General features: G+C 70.0%; 15 protein-coding genes. 10 read left to right on the forward strand and 5 right to left on the reverse strand.

Annotated features, from left to right (window positions below):
* The 4 genes from BAY61_RS13500 to BAY61_RS13515 form a co-directional block, all read right to left on the reverse strand.
* Positions 1–1,734 carry a dihydroxyacetone kinase family protein gene (locus BAY61_RS13500; protein WP_091797781.1) on the reverse strand — a complete coding sequence of 578 codons (1,734 nt, stop codon included), beginning with the start codon at positions 1,732–1,734 and terminating at the stop codon, positions 1–3.
* Entirely contained in the window at positions 1,731–3,080 is a 1,350-nt protein-coding gene (locus BAY61_RS13505) for an MFS transporter (protein ID WP_091797784.1), read from the reverse strand. Before BAY61_RS13505 ends, BAY61_RS13500 begins: the two co-directional genes overlap by 4 nt.
* A gap of 146 nt (positions 3,081–3,226) precedes the next feature.
* On the reverse strand, positions 3,227–4,174 hold the full coding sequence (locus BAY61_RS13510; RefSeq protein ID WP_091797787.1) for a sugar-binding transcriptional regulator: 948 nt from the start codon (positions 4,172–4,174) through the stop codon (positions 3,227–3,229).
* On the reverse strand, positions 4,171–5,868 hold the full coding sequence (locus BAY61_RS13515) for a dihydroxyacetone kinase family protein (protein ID WP_091797790.1): 1,698 nt from the start codon (positions 5,866–5,868) through the stop codon (positions 4,171–4,173). The genes BAY61_RS13510 and BAY61_RS13515 overlap by 4 nt, the downstream gene beginning before the upstream one ends.
* 244 nt (positions 5,869–6,112) lie before the next feature.
* Here BAY61_RS13515 and BAY61_RS13520 point away from each other — a divergent pair, with 244 nt between their 5' ends.
* From BAY61_RS13520 to BAY61_RS13535, 4 genes are all read left to right on the forward strand, one after another.
* Positions 6,113–6,904, forward strand: coding sequence for a helix-turn-helix transcriptional regulator (locus BAY61_RS13520; RefSeq protein WP_091797793.1), 792 nt, complete (start codon positions 6,113–6,115; stop codon positions 6,902–6,904).
* 76 nt (positions 6,905–6,980) lie between these two features.
* A complete protein-coding gene (locus tag BAY61_RS13525) occupies positions 6,981–7,604 on the forward strand; it encodes a LysE family translocator (protein WP_091797796.1) in 624 nt (207 codons plus the stop codon).
* 70 nt (positions 7,605–7,674) lie between these two features.
* On the forward strand, positions 7,675–8,478 hold the full coding sequence (locus BAY61_RS13530; protein WP_091797798.1) for a helix-turn-helix transcriptional regulator: 804 nt from the start codon (positions 7,675–7,677) through the stop codon (positions 8,476–8,478).
* A 12-nt stretch (positions 8,479–8,490) separates the two neighbouring features.
* Positions 8,491–9,033 (forward strand): DUF2867 domain-containing protein, encoded by a 543-nt coding sequence (locus BAY61_RS13535; protein WP_110057647.1) that lies wholly within the window; start codon positions 8,491–8,493, stop codon positions 9,031–9,033.
* A 45-nt stretch (positions 9,034–9,078) separates the two neighbouring features.
* Here the strand turns inward: BAY61_RS13535 and BAY61_RS13540 are convergent, their stop codons facing one another.
* On the reverse strand, positions 9,079–10,107 hold the full coding sequence (locus tag BAY61_RS13540) for a sodium:calcium antiporter (RefSeq protein ID WP_091797803.1): 1,029 nt from the start codon (positions 10,105–10,107) through the stop codon (positions 9,079–9,081).
* Positions 10,108–10,385: 278 nt separating this feature from the next.
* Here BAY61_RS13540 and BAY61_RS13545 point away from each other — a divergent pair, with 278 nt between their 5' ends.
* From BAY61_RS13545 to BAY61_RS13570, 6 genes are read left to right on the forward strand one after another with little or no spacing between them, the layout of a single operon-like run.
* Positions 10,386–11,378: a substrate-binding domain-containing protein gene (locus BAY61_RS13545; RefSeq protein WP_211323432.1), complete on the forward strand. Its 993-nt coding sequence runs from the start codon at positions 10,386–10,388 to the stop codon at positions 11,376–11,378.
* A gap of 47 nt (positions 11,379–11,425) precedes the next feature.
* Positions 11,426–12,925: a sugar ABC transporter ATP-binding protein gene (locus BAY61_RS13550; protein WP_091797809.1), complete on the forward strand. Its 1,500-nt coding sequence runs from the start codon at positions 11,426–11,428 to the stop codon at positions 12,923–12,925.
* A 27-nt stretch (positions 12,926–12,952) separates the two neighbouring features.
* Positions 12,953–13,957 carry an ABC transporter permease gene (locus BAY61_RS13555; RefSeq protein WP_091797812.1) on the forward strand — a complete coding sequence of 335 codons (1,005 nt, stop codon included), beginning with the start codon at positions 12,953–12,955 and terminating at the stop codon, positions 13,955–13,957.
* The gene (locus BAY61_RS13560; RefSeq protein WP_091797815.1) at positions 13,957–15,042 is read left to right on the forward strand and encodes a zinc-dependent alcohol dehydrogenase family protein; all 1,086 of its coding nucleotides are present in this window, start codon (positions 13,957–13,959) and stop codon (positions 15,040–15,042) included. The genes BAY61_RS13555 and BAY61_RS13560 overlap by 1 nt, the downstream gene beginning before the upstream one ends.
* A complete protein-coding gene (locus BAY61_RS13565) occupies positions 15,039–16,232 on the forward strand; it encodes a DUF4380 domain-containing protein (RefSeq protein ID WP_091797818.1) in 1,194 nt (397 codons plus the stop codon). Before BAY61_RS13560 ends, BAY61_RS13565 begins: the two co-directional genes overlap by 4 nt.
* Positions 16,229–16,984, forward strand: coding sequence for an SDR family NAD(P)-dependent oxidoreductase (locus BAY61_RS13570; RefSeq protein ID WP_091797821.1), 756 nt, complete (start codon positions 16,229–16,231; stop codon positions 16,982–16,984). Before BAY61_RS13565 ends, BAY61_RS13570 begins: the two co-directional genes overlap by 4 nt.

A 16,984-nucleotide genomic window follows, 5' to 3' on the forward strand; every position in this document is an offset into this window, starting at 1 on the left:
TCACACACCTTTCCTTTCGTCGAGCACGCCGTGCACCACACCGGCGATGAGCGCCAGCGACACCGCGCCCGCATCGGGTGTTCCCACGCTCTTGTCGGCGAGCGGCCTGGCCCTGCCGATCCTCGGCACCAGGTCCGCGGTCGCCCTGGCCGCGGCCTCGGCCCGCTCGGCCGCGCGCCCCCATGCCTCGGCGAGTCGGTTCGACTCGGCCGTTCCCGCCGCGAGCGTCTCGGCGAAGGGCACGAGCACGTCGACCATCGTCTTGTCGCCGACCTTCGCGCCGCCGACCCTGAGCACGCTCTCCAGTCCGGCCGCGACTCCCTGGCTCACGGTCTCGGCGGTGGGTTTTTCGTTGTCTCCCAACGTGTTCGCGATACCGTGCAGCAGCAGGCCCCACAGGGCGCCGGACGTGCCGCCCGCCTTGTCGGCCCAGGCGTCGCCCGCGAGCGCGAGCAGCGTGCCCGCACCGGCGCCGCGCTCCAGCGCCTCCCGCGCGGCATCGACGGCGGCGACCGCGCCGCGCTGCATGCCGATGCCGTGGTCGCCGTCACCGGCGACCGCGTCGATCCGGCCCAGCTCGTCGGCGTTGCCGTCGATCACCTCGCGCGCGGCTTCCAGCGCGGCGAGTACCACGCCCGCCGCCGCACGCGATTGCTCGCTCGCCTCGCGCACGGTCTGTTCGACCGAGCCTTCGGCGAGGTCTTCCGGGGCAGGCGGAGCCGGGGTGAGCGAGCCCTTGCGGAACGCGGGCGCGTCGGCTGGAGCGGTCCAGTACCGCTCTAGTTCCTCGTCCAGCCAGGACAGGGTGAGCGAGGCTCCCGCGAGGTCGAAGCTCGTGACGAACTCGCCGACCTCGGGCTCCACCACCTCGACGCCCGCCTCGGCGAGCAGTCGTGCCACGCGCCGGTAAACGACGAACAGCTCCTCGTGCTTCACGGTGCCGAGCCCGTTGAGGATCACCGCTGCCCGCTGCCCGCGCACGTCGGTGATGTCGGAGGGCAGGTCGGTGAGCAGTGTGCTCACGAACAGTTCGGCGAGCCCGTCGGCGCTGGGGACATCGGCCTCCTGGATGCCGGGTTCGCCATGGATGCCCATGCCGACGGCCATCTTCCCCTCGGGGACCGTGAACAGCGGCGCGTCGGCGCCGGGCAGTGTGCAGCCGGAGAACGCGACACCGAGCGAGCGGGTGCGCGCGTTGGCGCGCTCGGCGACGCGATAGACCTCCTCAAGGCTCAGTCCGGCCTCTGCCGCGGCGGCCGCCGCTTTGAACACGGTGAGACCACCCGCGACGCCGCGCCGTTTGGCGGCCTCGTCGGCGTTCGCGCTCGACACGTCGTCGGTGACCGCGAACGCCTTCGCGGGAATGCCCTGCCGCGTCAGGATCTCCGCCGCGTGTCCGAAGTGGAGCACATCGCCCGCGTAGTTGCCGAACAACAACAGCACCCCGCCGCCGCTCTCGGCGGCCTTGGCGACGGAGCACGCCTGCTGGGCGGAGGGCGAGGCGAAGATGTTGCCTGGCACCGAGCCGTGGGCCAGGCCCTGCCCGACCAGACCGGTGAACGCGGGGTAGTGGCCTGAGCCGCCGCCGACCAGAACGGCGACCTGGCCCGGTGTCTTCGCGCTGTTGCGGACCACCCCGCCCCTTACCCGGCGGACCCAGCGCTGATGAGCGGCGACGAAGCCGTCGAGCACCTCGTCGGCGAACTCGGCAGGGTCGTTGAACAGTCGGGTCATGCCTTGGTCACCGCTTTCTCGTCGTGGTCGCCGGTCTGGATGCGGCCCCGCTTGGCGAGCGCGACCATCAGCACGGCAGAGAGCACCATCAGCCCGCCGACGACGAACATCGGCACGGCGTAGGAACCCGTGGCGTCGTTGAGGAATCCGGTCACGTACCCCGCGGCGAAACCGGCCAGGTTGCCGAAGGTGTTGATCAGTGCGATGCCGACGGCCGCGGCGGCGCCGGTCAGGAACTGGGCAGGCACGGTCCAGAAGTTGGGCAGTGCCGCGAAGATCGCGCACGCCGTGATGGTGATGACCACGATCGTCGCCGCCGGCGAGCCCATGAACAGCGCGATCGGCACGCTCACCCCGCCGACGACAGCGGGAAGGGCGATGTGCCAGGTCCGCAGGCCGCGCCGGGTCGCGTCGCGAGACCACAGGTAGAGCACGATCGCGGCAGGCACATACGGGATCGCCGTGATGAGGCCCTCCTCCAGCACCGTGAACGTGGTGCCGAAGTTCTCCTCGAAGCCGCTGATGATGTCGGGGAGGAAGAAGGCGAGCGCGTAGAGGCCGTAGATGAAGCCGAAGTAGATGAGCGCGAGTGTCCACACGCGACCACTGCGCATCGCGGCCAGCACGCCGCCCTTGCCGGAGCCGCCACCGGTCTTGGTCTTGGCCTCACCTTCCAGTTCGGCGGTGAGCCAGTCCTTTTCGGCCTGGGTGAGCCACTTCGCGTCGGCGGGGCGGTCGCTGAGATAGAACCAGGCCGCGATGCCGACCACGATCGCGGGCACCGAGACACACAGGAACATGAAGCGCCAGCCCTCAAGGCCGAACACCCCGTGCTGCTCGATGAGCACTCCGGCCAGCGGAGCGCCGATGACCGTGGTGAGCGGCTGCGCGATGTAGAACAGCGCGAGGATCTTGCTGCGGTGCCGGGCCGGCACCCACAGCGAGAGGAACAGGATCGCGCCGGGGAAGAACCCGGCCTCGGCGATGCCGAGCAACAGGCGCAGCACATAGAGCCCGCCGACGCTGTCCACCCAGGTGAACAGCAGCGAGACGATGCCCCACGACACCATGATCCGGGCCAGCCACTTGCGGGCGCCGAAGCGGTGCAGCGCGATGTTGCTCGGCACTTCGAGCAGGATGTAGCCGACGAAGAACACGCCGGATGCGAAACCGAACTGCGCCGCGGTGAGACCGAGGTCGTCGTTCATCCCGTTCGGGCCCGCGAACGAGATCGCGGTCCGGTCGAGGTAGTTGATGAAGAACATGAGTGCCACGAAGGGCACGAGCCGCACGGCGACTTTTCTGATCGCCGAGCGCTCAACTGAGGGCTGCTGGGTGGCGTCCACGTCGACACTCCTGACAAGGGCTGAAGATTGCGGCGATGCTAAGCACGCGTGACCGAAACGGCCCAGAGGGCGTGAACGGAGTTGCGGCTATTCGGCGCAGATGATCAGCATTCTCGATCCAGAAGTGGCACCGGGTGAGAATGCGTTCAGTCGACGAGGGGTTCGGCGGCCGACGTGTCGACGATCAGCTCGGTGACCGCCCCGGCCAGGAGCGCGGCCCGCAGCACGGGGGCCTTGGCCTCACCGAGCGCGACGCACAGGCGGCGAGGGATGCGGCGCAGCGTCTCGATCGGCAGGCCGCTGGAGCGCTCGTTCACCGTGAGGCCGGTGCTCGACCCGGTGGCGTGCAGGAACACCGTGCCGAGCTCGCCGACCACGCCCTGCTCGGTGAGCGAGCGCAGGTCGTCGCGGTCGAGGTAGCCGGCGCGGTAGAGGTGTCCCGGAATGCCGCCGCCGAGCGCGCCGAGGGAGAACAGCGCGACGTCGGCCCGCTGTTGCAGGCGAACGATGCGCTGGACGCTGTGTTCGGCCCACAACGCGGCCTTCGTGGCGGCGGAGTCGAAGAACGCGGGGACGGGGAAGTGGTGCACGCGGGCGCCGAGCACGGCGCCGAAACGGTCGAACACGCCAGAGGCGTACTCGGCGCCGGAGGAGAACGTGTTGCCCGACCCGCTCATCTGCACCACCTGTAGCCCTGGCACGACGCCGGGCGTGAGGTTGCGGGCGAGTGTGGCGATGGTGATGCCCCAGGTGACGGCGATCGTGGTGTCGGCCGACAGCGTCGAGCGCAGTTTCGCCGCCGCCCGCGTCGCTACGTGCAGCAGCCGTTCGCCCTCGGTCGCCCGCTCCGGTGGCGAGACGACGGTGGCCTCCACGCCGTAGCGCTCGGCGATCAGCCGCTCCAGCGTGCTCGCCGCCCTGCCCTCGCGGTGCACGGTGATCTCCACGAGCCCGGCGCCGCGGGCCTCACCGACCAGGCGCGACACGGTCGCGCGCGAACAGCCCAGCTCCTTGGCGATCGCCTCCATCGTGAAGTGCTCGGCGTAGTACAGCTCAGCGGCCCGCAGCACCGTGGCCCTGCGCGCGGTGTTCATGCGACGTGCTCCGCGATGGCCGTGACCACGACGGCGAACGACACCGCACCGGGGTCGCGGTGGCCGAGGCTGCGCGCGGCGAGCGGGCGGGCCCTGCCGAGCCGGGGACTCAGCGACGCGGTCGCCTCGGCGGCCCGCGCCGCGACGGCCGACGCGTTGACCCACGCCGGGCCGAGCGGCAGTTCGGCGGCGAGGTCGGCCTCCAGGCTCTCGGTGAACGGCAGGAACGCGTCCACGACGGTCTTGTCGCCGACGCGGGCGTTGCCGTAGGTGGTCACGGCGTCGAGCGCGGAGCGGCACGCGGCCTGCACCGCGTTCGGCGGCGGATCGGTGTCGGCGAGAACCCGCGCGGCAGCCCGCAGGCCCGCGCCCCAGAGCGCACCGGAGGAACCGCCTGCCCTGTCGCTCCACGCGTCGGCGGCGAACAGCAGCGTCGTCGCCGTGCCGGCGCCTGCCTCGACGGCCCTGCCCGCGGCCGTGGCCGCCGCGCGGGCACCCCTCGCCATCACGCGGCCGTGGTCGCCGTTACCGGCGACCGAGTCGAGTTCGCCCAGCTCCGGCTCGGCCTCGGCGAGCGCGTTCGCCGCGGTCTCGAACGCCGCGTGCACGAGCTTCGCCACGTGTCGCGAAGCCTCGCTCGACTCCGGGATCGCACGCTCGACGATCTCGGGCACTGGCCTCGGCGTGAGCGGAGCGGCCTCGGCTGGTCCCTTGCGGTAGGCGGGGCTCTGCGCCGGTGCGCCCCACAACGCCTCCAGTTCGTCGTCGAGCCAGGTGATCGTAAGCGAAAGTCCGGCCATGTCGAGGCTCGTGATCAGCTCGCCGACCTCGGGCTCGACGATCTCGACGCCCTCGGCCTCAAGCGCGGGAACGACCTCGTTCCACAGCACGAACAGTTCCTCGTACTTGGTGGCGCCCATGCCGTTGAGCAGCACGGTCGCCCTGCGCGCGCTCTCGGGGCGCTCGGCGAGGACCCGCCCGGTCAGCAACCCGGCCAGCTCGCGCGCGCCGAGCAGTGGCTCCTCCGACACCCCCGGCTCGCCGTGGATACCGAGACCGACGCCCATCCGGCCTTCGTTCATGGTGAACAGCGGGCCGGGGGAGCCGGGCGGTGTCGGCCCCTCGAACGCGACGCCAAGCGACACCGTCCCGGCGTTGGTGCGCTCGGCGACCCTGACAACGCCCTCAAGGTCGTATCCGGCCTCGGCGGCGGCCCCTGCGATCTTCACGACCACCAGATCACCCGCCGTGCCACGGCGAAGGGACCGCTCGTCGCGGGGCGCGCTCGCGAGGTCGTCGCTCACCACGACGGAGCGCACCGGGATGCCCGACTCCGTGAGCTGGGCGCGCGCGGCCTCGAAGTTCAGCACGTCGCCCGCGTAGTTGCCGTAGCTCAGCACCACGCCCGCGCCCGCGTCGGCCGCCGTCGCGACGGCGACCACCTGTTGCGTCGACGGCGAGGAGAACACGTCGCCGACCACGGCGGCGTCGGCCAGACCGGTACCCACCCAGCCCGCGAACGCGGGGTAGTGCCCGCTGCCGCCGCCGGTCACCACCGCGACCTTGCCCGGTGCCGCCTGCGTCGCCCTGACGACCCCGCCAGGCACGCGCTGCACGAACCCGGGGAACGCGCGCGCGAACCCGGAGAGCATGTCGCCCGCGAAGTCGGCAGGGTCGTTGAAGATCTTGGTCATGGAGCCCTTTCGTGCGGTCGGCGTGCCTCGCTCACGCGCATGTCCGAACGGTATCTCAGCGGTGCTCAGGCGGGCACCTCGCCGAGCAACGGCCCGCGTTCGCATCTGGACTGTCCTCAATGGAATTGGGGCGGTGGCAGGAATGCGTTGCCGCGATCCACCGGCCCGGCAGGCCGACGGCTCGGGCCGCGCCACCGCGTAGCCTGGCACGGCACGGCACGGCGAGCGAGTAGCGGGAGGCCGCGTGACGGAGTTCTGGCGCAGTACCTCGGTGCCTGGTCTGGAGGCACGGCGGTCATGCCAGGAAAGGCCCTGTTACCGGCCACATGCTCACGACGCGTTTTCGATCGGCGTGATCGAAGAGGGAACGTCTGTGCTGACCGGTCAGCTCGACGGCCCGATAGGTCTGGAGGTCGGTGATGTCGTGGTCATCCCCTCCGGTTGCGTCCACGCCTGCAACCCCGGCGAGGGCCGGTGGCTCTACCAGATGACGCACCTGGATCAGGGCTGGGCGGCTTCACTCGCACCGAGGCGGGAAGCCGCCCACCTGTTCACCGGGATCCGGGTGCTGCGCCAGCCTGGACTGCGTCACAGGGTCGGCGCTCTGAACGATGCGATTTTCGGTGAAGAGGGCCGCGACCCTCCGCTTGAGCGGAGGGTCGCGGCCCTCTTCCGGGAGTTCGCCGCCGCCTCACCCGTGCACCTCGTCGCCGTCGCCACCGACCCCGAGTTGCTCGCCCTGCTGCGCCCTGTGCTGCACCGGCTGCGCTTCGAGGAGTCGAACCCGGCGCTGGCCGAGCTGGCCGAGTCGGTCGGTTTGAGCACCTACCAGCTGATCCGCGCGATGCGGCGCGCCACCGGGCTGCCCCCGCTGGCCTGGCGGCAGAACGCGCGGGTCGTCACGGCGCGGCGGCTGCTGCGGGAGGGCAGACCCATCGCCGAGACCGCCCACGCGCTGGGCTTCACCGACCAGAGCCACTTCCACCGCGTCTTCCGGGCCCATGTCGCCGCGTCACCGGGTGTCTATCGAGGCTGACCGCAAGAACGTACAAGACCCGGCGCGGCAGGCTTCCGATGCTTGACAGGTTCGTTGTCAAGCATCGAGGGGTGAGATGGAGCAGTTCGTCGCCATCGCGGTCGCGCACTTCGTGGCTCTGCTGATTCCTGGCGTCGATTTCTTCCTCATCGCCCGCACGGCGATGACCGGCGGATGGCGTGGCGCCACCGGGGTGTGTTCGGGTATCGCGGCGGCGAACGGCATCTTCATCGTCGCCGCGTTCTCCGGCGTCTCGCTCATCTCGCACCCGGTGCTGCTCGCCACGATCCAACTGGCGGGCGGCGGATTTCTGGTCTTCGCCGGAGTCGCGTTCCTCCGCTCGAAAACACGGATCGACCTCGGGCACGACCTGAACACAGAGCCGACGACGTGGCTGAGGAACTGCGGACTCGGTATCGCGTCCGGGCTGCTCAACCCAAAGAACGCGCTGTTCTACGTCAGTCTCGCCGCCGCCGTATCCGCTGCCGCGCCGCTGGAACGGGTGCTCTACGGCGTCTGGATGTTCACCGTCGTCTTGGCCTGGGACGTCGTCGTCGCCGTCGCGCTCGGATCGAAACGCGCGCTCGCCAGGATGGGGCGTGTCCTGCCGTGGCTCACCAAGCTCGCCGGTGGTGTCCTCGTCGTGTTCGGTGGCGGCATGATCGTCGGCCTCGCCGTTCGATACCTGCTTCAGGCGTGAGGGCGGAGTTGCCACGGTGACGTGACGTCGGTCCCGCTTCCATCGGGATCGCGGGCGATAATACGGCGATATGAGTGGAAACCTCGCGATCGGGCACTGGGATGGCCGGTTGTCGTGGAGCCCGGGCAGGCTGACCTACGTGGGATCGGGCGGGCCCGCCGACGTCCATCGCCACCACGCGGTTCAGCTGGTCGTGTCCTACGACGGCTGCTTTGAACTCGATGTCGAGGGCCGGACAAGCCGTCCGCGTGCCGCGGTGATTCCCAGCGGAGCGCGGCACTCGGTCGATACCAGCGGCAGGCACGTCGCACTCGTGCTGATCGAGCCGTCCGGTCCGGCGGGCGACGGAATCGCCAGGCGTGCGGCCGAACTCGCCGACCGCGAGCTCGCCGTACCCAGCGGGACACCGCCCGAGCGACCGGAGCTGATCCCGGTGTTCACTGATCGCCTGTTGCGGATCGCCGGGCTCTCACCGGGCGGGGAGGCCGGCCGTCCACTGTCGCCACCCGTTGCCGCCGCGGTGGACTACCTCGATCACGCGCTGGTTGGCCGGAGGCGGCCCAGCCTGCGCGAAGCGGCGCGGGCTGCCCACCTCTCCGAGTCCCGGCTCACGCATGTGTTCTCCGCGGAGGTGGGCCTCCCGTTTCGTCGCTTCGTGCTCTGGCTCCGGCTGCGTCACGCCGCCCGTGCCCTGGCGGAGGTGGACACACTCACCGAGGCCGCTGTCGCCGCCGGGTTCAGTGACCTGGCCCATTTCAGCCGTGTCTGCAGGGAGACGTTCGGGGTCAGCCCGTCCGCGGTCACCCGCATGGAGCTGGCGGCCGACGACCGATGGGCAGCCGCAACGTTCAAGCCATCCGGCGCCGGCGCTTAGTACCGTTGCCCGATGACGCAGCGCCGACCGGTGGTACGGGCGCATCGGGTGGAGATTCCCGGACGCATCCGCGCCGCTGACACCGTTGCCGACCCGGACTACACCTGGGCCTGCGAACTCACGGCCGCCGACGGTGACGATCGTACGGCGGTGCAGTGGGCGCGAGCCGTTTTCGAAGGCGCGCCGCGTCCGCTGCGCTGGTTCATGCTCGCCGGATGGCTCGGCGTGCTGCGCCTGCGTCCCGGTCCGCGGTCGGATCCGGACCTCGTCTTCGGCTGGGAGATTCTGTCCGCCAGTCCTGGCCGGGCGACGCTCGGCATCGACGGGACGGCCTTCACCACCCATCTCGTGGTCGATGTCCAGGGACCCCGCGTCGTCCACGCCACCTTCGTGCGCTTCGAACGCCGCCGGGCGAAGATACTGTGGACCGTCTGTGATCCGGTGCACCGGCTGACGATCACCTATCTGATGAACCGCGCGGCACGAGCCGCCGCGACCGCCGATTCCGACGAGCCGCGCCGCCGTGCTGGTGACGAGACATCGACCCCTGAGTGAATTCACCAGTCCATAGTGGATTCCCGGGTGTGGCGCGGTTGCTGGTCAGACGGCGAGGGTGGCGACCGTGGCCAGGTAGATGCCGATCAGCACGACGCCGTCGAATCCCAGCCGCCACCAACCCTTGCGCTGGCGGACGAGCAGGCCGCCGAGCAGGACCGCCGTCATGAGCAAGGCCGAGGTGGTGAGGAAAAGCTGGTCCGTGCTCGCGGCGTGGAATAGGGAACCGCCCGCGTAGAAGATGTCGCCGATGACGAGGTTGAGCGCGTCGAGGCTGTTTCCGCCGATGATGGCGGCCACCGCAAGTGTCACGGCGCCGCGGCGGACGGCCGCGATCGCGGTGACGGTTTCGGGTAGCGCGTTGATCAGGCCCATGAACACCGCGCCGACCATGCCCGTGCTCAGCCCGGTTGCCGAGACCAGGCTGTCGGCGGCGTGGGCGACGGCCCAGCCGCCGATCACCACGACGCTCGCGATGGCGATGAACTCCATCCACAACGTGCGGGTACGGCGCTGGTTCAGGTGGCCGTCCTCGTCCGGCTCGTCCGGCTGGGTCTCGGTCGTGGTGACGGGGCGCCACAACGGTGACCGTTGGCCGCGGATCAGATGCAGCCCGCCCAGATAGAAGACGATCATGACACCCGAGGCGGGGTGCACGCCGGCGATGGTGACCTCCGGGCTGAACGACGCGAGCAACGCGATGCTCAGAAGCACGATCAGCAAGCAGCCGAAGAAGAGATTACCGGGCGAGGCAGCCGCGTGTTCGAGATTCACGTGCCGGTAGGCGGCGTCAGCGACCACGATGGCCAATGTCTGGGCGGCGATGCCACCGACAGCGTTGCCGTAGGCCAGTTCGGGTTGGTTCTCGGCGGCACTGACACCCGTCATGACGATGCCGGACAGCGAGGTGGCGAGCCCGAAGAACACGGCACCGAAGAGCGCTTCGCCCCAGCCTGTCCGGTCGGCCAGCGTGTCGCCCAGTGAGGCCAGCCGGACGCTGCACAACACCGTCAGCAGCGCGGCGAACACGAACACCGCGATTGACCAGCCGAGCGGCCACTGTTGCGCCAACACCGCGCGCGCGTGCCCCCTTCAACCGTCCGGCAGAGCAGGTCGTATCCCGAATACCCGCACTCCCGGCGGCTCAAGCATCCACGCGACAGCCGAGATCCGCGAAGCGACTCCGTACCCCCGGTGGACTCGCTGGCAGGTCGCCTCGATCGATCCAGTACTCATTAATTAATAATTAATATTGACGAGCTGAGGTGCGCGGGCGAGACTGACAGCCACCACGGACCCGGTGCGCGCACGGGGTCAGCGGATCGGACAGTGGATCGACGAGGAGAGAACTGATGGGCGCAATGGGGCGTCGTGGCCGGGCGGGCCTGGCGCTGCTGGCGGTCGTACTGCTCGGACTGGTCGCGGGGTGTAGCGGCAAGGTCGGTGAGAACGGCCGGTTCGGCGTCGTCTACATGGACGCGCAGGGCTTCTACGCCGGTGTCAGGGTCGGCATGCAGCAGGAAGCCGATTCGCTCGGCCGGTCACCGCAACTGCTCCAGCTCAACGCGCAGGGCGACGCCTCGAAGGAAAGCACCTTCATCGACCAGGTCAGCGCCGCCAAGGTGGACGCCCTGATCCTGTCGCCGGCCTCGGCGACCGCGTCGGTGCCCGCGATCGAACTCGCGCATTCCTCCGGAATCCCGGTCATCTGTTACAACACCTGCATCGCCGAGGAAAAGGCGCGTCAGTACGTCTCCGCCTATGTGCTCGGCGATCCGCACCGGTTCGGCGGACTGCTCGGTGAGCGGGCCGCGGAGTACTTCCAGTCCGTCGGCAACCAGAACCCGAAGATCGCCGTCGTGAACTGCGAGTTCGTCGAGGTCTGCATCGACCGCAGGGAAGGCTTCGAGCAGGCGCTGAACGAGAAGCTGCCCGGCGCGACGATCGTGGCCAACCAGGAGGGCGCGACCATCGACGAGGCGGTGGACGTCGCCGAGCGCATCCTCACCGCCCACCCCGACATCGACGCCTTCTACGGCGAGGCCGGTGGCGCCACGATGGGCGCCGTCCGCGCCGTGCAGGCCAGGAACAAGGTCGGCCAGACCGTGGTCTTCGGTAGCGACATGTCCACGGAGGCCGCGCAGGCGCTCGCCGCCGGCGACGTGCTCAAGGGGGTCGTCGACATCTCCGGCATCGAGGTGGGCAAGCTCGCGGCGAAAGCGGCCGACCAGGTGCGCTCCGGCGAACTGACCGAGTACACGGTCGTTCCCGCGCCGGTCGACCTCTACGCGACTTCCCAGCAGGCCGAGGACTGGCTGCGCGCGCATCCGGACGGTGTTCCGTGAGCACCGCGCACCGTCAAGACCGAACGCCAGCCAGTGAAGGAGAAGCCGTGTCCGGCGAACCGGCCGTCATCGTGGTCGACGGCGTCACCAAGCACTATCCCGGCGTGCGCGCGCTCACCGACGCGAGCCTGACCATCCGGCGGGGCGAGGTCCGCGCACTGCTCGGCCGCAACGGTGCGGGAAAGTCGACGCTGATCAGGGTACTGTCCGGAGTGGAGCGTCCAGACACCGGAAGTGTCGTGGTGGCTGGAGAAAAACTGGCGGGCGGCGGAGTCCGCAGAGCGGCCGAGCTCGGCATCAACACGGTGCACCAGGAACTGAGCCTTGTCGGCGAGCTGAGCGTCGCGGAAAACCTCTACCTCGGCCGCTGGCCCCGGCGGGGCGGCACCATCGACTACGCCGCGATGCGCGCCGGCGCGGCCGAGGTGTTCGACCGGCTCGGTCTCGACATCGATCCGGAAGCCCCGGTCGGCTCACTGTCGCTGGCGACAAGGCAGCTCGTGGAGATCTGCCGCGCCGTACGCGAACAACCCACCCTGCTCATCCTCGACGAGCCCACGAGCGCGCTGGCCGCCGCGGAGGTCGACGTCGTGCTCGACACCGTCACCCGCATCGCCTCGGCCGGTGTCGCCGTGCTCTACGTCAGCCACCGGCTTGAGGAGATCCGCCGGATCGCCCACAGCGCCACCATCATGCGCGACGGGCGGGTCGTGGACACCGTGGACGTCGCGGAGGCGGACACGGCGAGCATCGTGTCGCTGATGCTCGGCGACGCCGCGAGGGCGGCCGAACGCCCGCCGGAGCGCGCCGTCGATCGCACGGTCACTCCTCTGCTGTCAGTGCGCGGGCTGGCCGTTCCGCCCAAGGCGCTCGACGTGTCCTTCGATCTCTATCCCGGCGAGGTCCTCGGCCTCGGCGGGCTGATGGGTTCCGGCCGCACGGAGGTGCTGAGGGCGCTCGCGGGATTCACCCCGGCGGCCAACGGCGAGATCAGCGTCGCGGGCAAGCGCGTCGCGCATCCGAGCGCCGCCACGATGAAACGGCTCGGTGTGGGCATGACGCCGGAAGACCGCAAGGACGAGGGTGTCGTTCCGCTGCTCGGCGTCGACGAGAACCTCGTTCTGTCCAAATTCGACAGTGTCAGCTCGGGACCGACGGTGCTGCCCGGCAAGGTGCGGCGCGCCGCGGGGAAGCTGATCTCCCGGCTCTCGATCGCCACCGCGTCCACGCGCACTCCCATCGTGAACCTCAGCGGTGGCAACCAGCAGAAGGCCGTGATCGGCCGCTGGCTGCACGCGGGCAGCCGGATATTGCTGCTCGACGAACCGACCCGTGGTGTCGACGTACAGGCCAAGGCGGAGATCTACCGGCTGGTGCGGGAACTCGCCGACACCGGAGCCGGGATCGTGTTCGTCTCCGGCGAACTGGAGGAACTGCCGCTGGTGTGCGATCGGGTGCTGGCCCTGCGGGAGGGCCGCGTCGCCGACGAGCTCACCGGGCCAGAGGTGACCACCGATTCCGTGCTCTCCGCCGCGATGGCGGCCTGACAAACGCAAGAGACGACAGGAACGACAATGACCGTTACCCAGACGAAGCCGGAGCAGCGTGGCCGCGGCGGCGGCAGGTTCCTCGCGGGGCGCTCGCTCAACGAGATCGGCCTGATCGCGGCGATCGTGGTGCTCTACGTGGTGCTCGGCAGCACGGCGGCGGGTTTCCTCAGCCTGGACAACCAGCTCGGCATGCTGCGCGACGCCGCGACCGTCGGTATCGCCGCGTGGGGCGTCACGCTGGTGATCATCGCGGGCGAGATCGACATCAGCATCGGCCCCGCCGTGGCGTTCGCGTCGGTGCTGGTCGCCAAGGGCGCCGCGGAATGGGGGCTCGGCATCGGCCTCTCGGTGCTGGTCACCCTCGCCGCGGGGGCGGCGTGGGGCGCGCTCGCCGGATGGCTGCGGGCCCGCTTCGAGGTTCCCTCCTTCATCGCGACGCTGGGCATCTGGAGCGCGCTGGGCGGGCTCGGGCTCTACCTGACCGACGCGCTTCCCGTCGTGCTTCCGGAGAGCGGGCTTTTCGACGTGCTCGGAGGCAGCGTCCTCGGCATCCCCACTCCCGCGATCGTCATGGTGGTGCTGTTCTTCGTCTTCGCCTACGTCGCCCGCTACACCGGGTACGGCCGCTCGGTCTACGCCGTCGGCGGCAACGCGCCCGCCGCGCGCATGGCCGGGATCAACCTTTCCAGGGTGCGGGTCCTGCTGTTCGCGACCACCGGCCTGCTTTCGGCCATCACCGGCGTACTGCTGGCCGCGCGGCTGGGATCAGGCAACGGTGGCGCGGCCTCCGGCCTTGAGTTCGACGTCATCGCCGCGGTGGTCATCGGCGGCACCGCGCTCGCCGGTGGTCGCGGCACGCTGCTCGGCACGCTGCTCGGCGTCGCGTTCATCACCGTGATCAGCAATGGGCTCGTCCTGCTCGGGGTGAACTCGTTCCTGCAAAACGTCGTGCGGGGCGTGATCATCGTGGTGGCGGTGCTGGTGAACGTCGTGATCACCAAGCGGGCTCGCGCCACGAGGGAGACCTGATGCGAGAGGAGACGGTCATGCGGGGGGTGTACCTGCCAGGTGACTCGACCGCCGTGCTGCGGGAGCTGCCGGTGCCGGAGCCAGGGCCGGGACAGGTGCTCGTCGAGGTCGGCGCATCGGGGATCTGCGGTTCCGACATCGGCTACATCTACCACGAGCACAAAGGACACCGTGGCGTCGAAGGCGCCGCGTACCAGGGAGTGGTCTCGGGGCACGAACCGTCCGGCCGGATCGTCGCCGCCGGCAACGGCTGCACCCGCTTCGGGGTGGACGACAGGGTGATCGTCTACCACATCGCGGGCTGCGGTCTGTGTGACAACTGCCGTGGCGGGTACTTCATCAGCTGTACGTCGCCGCGGCGGCAGTCCTACGGCTGGCAGCGCGACGGCGGGCACGCCAGGTACCTGCTGGCCGAGGAATCGACGTGTGTCCCTCTCCCTGACCGATTGTCCTATGTGGATGGCGCGCTCATCGCGTGTGGGTTCGGTACCGCCTACGAAGGATTGCGGCGGATCGGCGTGAACGGCGACGGTGACCTGCTGGTCGTCGGACTCGGCCCGGTGGGACTTGCCGCGGCCATGATCGGCAAGGGTATGGGAGCCCGCAAGGTGATCGGCGTCGAGGTCTCGCCGCGGCGCCGGGAATGGGCAGGCTCGCTCGGGGTGTTCGACGCGACGGTGGCGCCGGCAGGCGACGCGGAGGCCACGGCGGGGCTCGTCGCCGACGCGCTCGGCGCGCGGGGCGCGGCCACCACCATCGACTGCTCCGGTTCGCGCGCGGGCCGGTCCACCGCCATCGCGGGTGCCGCCGAATGGGGCAGGGTCTCGCTCGTCGGCGAAGGTGGCACGCTGGAAACCGAGGTGTCGGATGCCTTGCTGCACAAGCAACTGACCCTCTACGCGTCGTGGGTGACGTCGCTGACCGCGATGACCACACTGGCCACCAACCTGGCGCGCTGGGGCCTGCGGCCCGAGGGCGTGGTCAGCGACCGCTTCCCGCTCGCGGAGGCGGACGCCGCCTACCGGCTCGCGGCCGGTGCCAGCGCGGGAAAGGTGGTCTTGCTTCCCTCGGAGTCACTGTCGTGACCGGCGTACCGCGCGTCGAACGTCAGGAAGGGCCGGAGGTGCTGTGGCTGGACAACGGCATCCTGCGGCTCGGCCTGGTTCCCTCGCTCGGCGGAAGACTGCTTTCGCTGCGGCTACTGTCCGATCAGGACGGAAGGGAACTGTTGTGGCGTAACGACGACCTTCTCACCGACGACCTGACACCCAGGAACGGGCACGAACCGGAACCGCACGCCGGAAATCTCGGCGACTGGGTCAACTACGGTGGCGACAAGACCTGGCCCGCACCGCAGGGCTGGGACGGCGCGGGCCAGTGGGCTGGGCCGCCCGACCCCGTGCTCGATTCGGGGCGCTACGCCGCAACGGTCGAACACGACACCGCCGCCGCGGCGGTCACCCTGCGAAGCGGCGACGATCCGCGTACCGGACTGCGGCTGACCCGCCGGTTCATCCTGCGCGCGCACCACTGTGGGTACCGGCTGGAGATCACCGCGCACAACACGAGCGCGCGACCCGTGCGCTGGGCACTGTGGAACGTCACCCAACTCGCGGCCGAAGGTTCAGGCGGAACAATGGTGGCGGGTCCGCCGCGGGTGACCAGGTTGCTGTCCGGAACCGGATTCCCCGACTGGACGGAGCTTCCGGGCGACCGGGTGCTCGTTCCGCACCAGGACGTCGTCGGCAAACTCGGGTTTCCCTCCGCCACCGGATGGCTGGCCCATATGGGCGCGGGCGCGACCCTCACCCAGTTCTTCACCGTCGACGCCGGGGCGGAGTACCCGGACCAGGGGTCACGGGCCGAGGTGTGGCTGGAGTGCCCGCTTCCGGCGCCGCTCGCGGAACTGGGCGACCTCGATCCTCCCGCGCGGATCGTGGAATGCGAGGTGCTCGGGCCACTGACCACACTCCAGCCGGGCGAGTCGACCACACTGCGGCTGGATTGCGCCGTCACACCGGGCACCGCGATGGTGCACGACGTCACGAGGGCCGGGCACTGGACCCGGCCCGCCACGATCCGGTACGGCAGGCTGACCGGTGAGTTCGTCGCCTACCGGGACGGTGTGCTCACGGCAGGCCCGCGTGAGATCGGGGTACGCGCGGGAGAAACGGTGCTGCTAGACATTCCGGTGACCGGGGTGCCGGAACTGGAACTGATCGATGGCACAGGGGAACAAGTTCTCGCCGCGACGGTACGGGAGGAAGGGCGATGAGTACGGGACTGGCTGGCAAGGTCGCCGTCGTCACGGGCGCGGCGAGGGGGATCGGTGCCGCGACCGCCCGGCGGTTCGCCGCCGATGGTGCCGCCGTCGCACTGCTCGACATCGGCGAGGACGCGCACGAGGTGGCCGGAGAGATCGCCGCGGAAGGCGGCACGGCGATCGCGGTGCGCTGCGACGTCAGCGCTGAGGCGGACTGGGCCGAGGCGCTGCGCCACTGCCACGGCGAACTCGGCAGGGTGGACGTCCTGGTCAGCAACGCCTACACCGTCGATGTGCTTCCCGCCCACGAGACGAGCCTCGCCTCGTGGGAACGGCAGCTTTCGGTGAACCTCACCGGCACGTTCCTCGGTTTCCGGGCGTGCCTTCCTGACCTTTCCCGTGACGGCAACGGATCCGTTGTGCTCACCTCGTCGGTGCACGCGCGGTTCGGGCTGCCGGGCAGGCCCGCCTACGCCGCGACGAAGGCCGCGCTCACCGGTCTGGCCCGCCAGCTGGCCGTCGAGTACGGCACCGTGTTGCGGGTGAACTCGGTGCTGCCGGGACCCGTGCTCACCTCGGCCTGGGACGACATCGGCGCCGAGGAGCGACGGCGCAGTGCGGAGGAGACCGCCGTGAAAAGGTTGGGACGACCGGAAGAGGTCGCCTCGGCCATCGCGTTCCTGGCCGGTGCCGACGCGTCCTTCGTGACAGGCGCGGCACTGACCGTTGACGGTGGCTGGAGCGTCCACAAGTCGTCGTCATGA

This window comes from Prauserella marina (genome assembly GCF_002240355.1).
In the GTDB taxonomy this organism is placed as follows: domain Bacteria; phylum Actinomycetota; class Actinomycetes; order Mycobacteriales; family Pseudonocardiaceae; genus Prauserella_A; species Prauserella_A marina.

What these genes read in the sequence shown, in the direction of transcription:
- BAY61_RS13500 (WP_091797781.1), bottom strand. Translation starts at nt 1,734, where the DNA reads ATGACCCGACTGTTCAACGACCCTGCCGAGTTCGCCGACGAGGTGCTC.
- BAY61_RS13560 (WP_091797815.1), top strand. Translation starts at nt 13,957, where the DNA reads ATGCGAGAGGAGACGGTCATGCGGGGGGTGTACCTGCCAGGTGACTCG.
- BAY61_RS13555 (WP_091797812.1), top strand. Translation starts at nt 12,953, where the DNA reads ATGACCGTTACCCAGACGAAGCCGGAGCAGCGTGGCCGCGGCGGCGGC.
- BAY61_RS13525 (WP_091797796.1), top strand. Translation starts at nt 6,981, where the DNA reads ATGGAGCAGTTCGTCGCCATCGCGGTCGCGCACTTCGTGGCTCTGCTG.
- BAY61_RS13570 (WP_091797821.1), top strand. Translation starts at nt 16,229, where the DNA reads ATGAGTACGGGACTGGCTGGCAAGGTCGCCGTCGTCACGGGCGCGGCG.
- BAY61_RS13510 (WP_091797787.1), bottom strand. Translation starts at nt 4,174, where the DNA reads ATGAACACCGCGCGCAGGGCCACGGTGCTGCGGGCCGCTGAGCTGTAC.
- BAY61_RS13545 (WP_211323432.1), top strand. Translation starts at nt 10,386, where the DNA reads ATGGGCGCAATGGGGCGTCGTGGCCGGGCGGGCCTGGCGCTGCTGGCG.
- BAY61_RS13530 (WP_091797798.1), top strand. Translation starts at nt 7,675, where the DNA reads ATGAGTGGAAACCTCGCGATCGGGCACTGGGATGGCCGGTTGTCGTGG.
- BAY61_RS13535 (WP_110057647.1), top strand. Translation starts at nt 8,491, where the DNA reads ATGACGCAGCGCCGACCGGTGGTACGGGCGCATCGGGTGGAGATTCCC.
- BAY61_RS13515 (WP_091797790.1), bottom strand. Translation starts at nt 5,868, where the DNA reads ATGACCAAGATCTTCAACGACCCTGCCGACTTCGCGGGCGACATGCTC.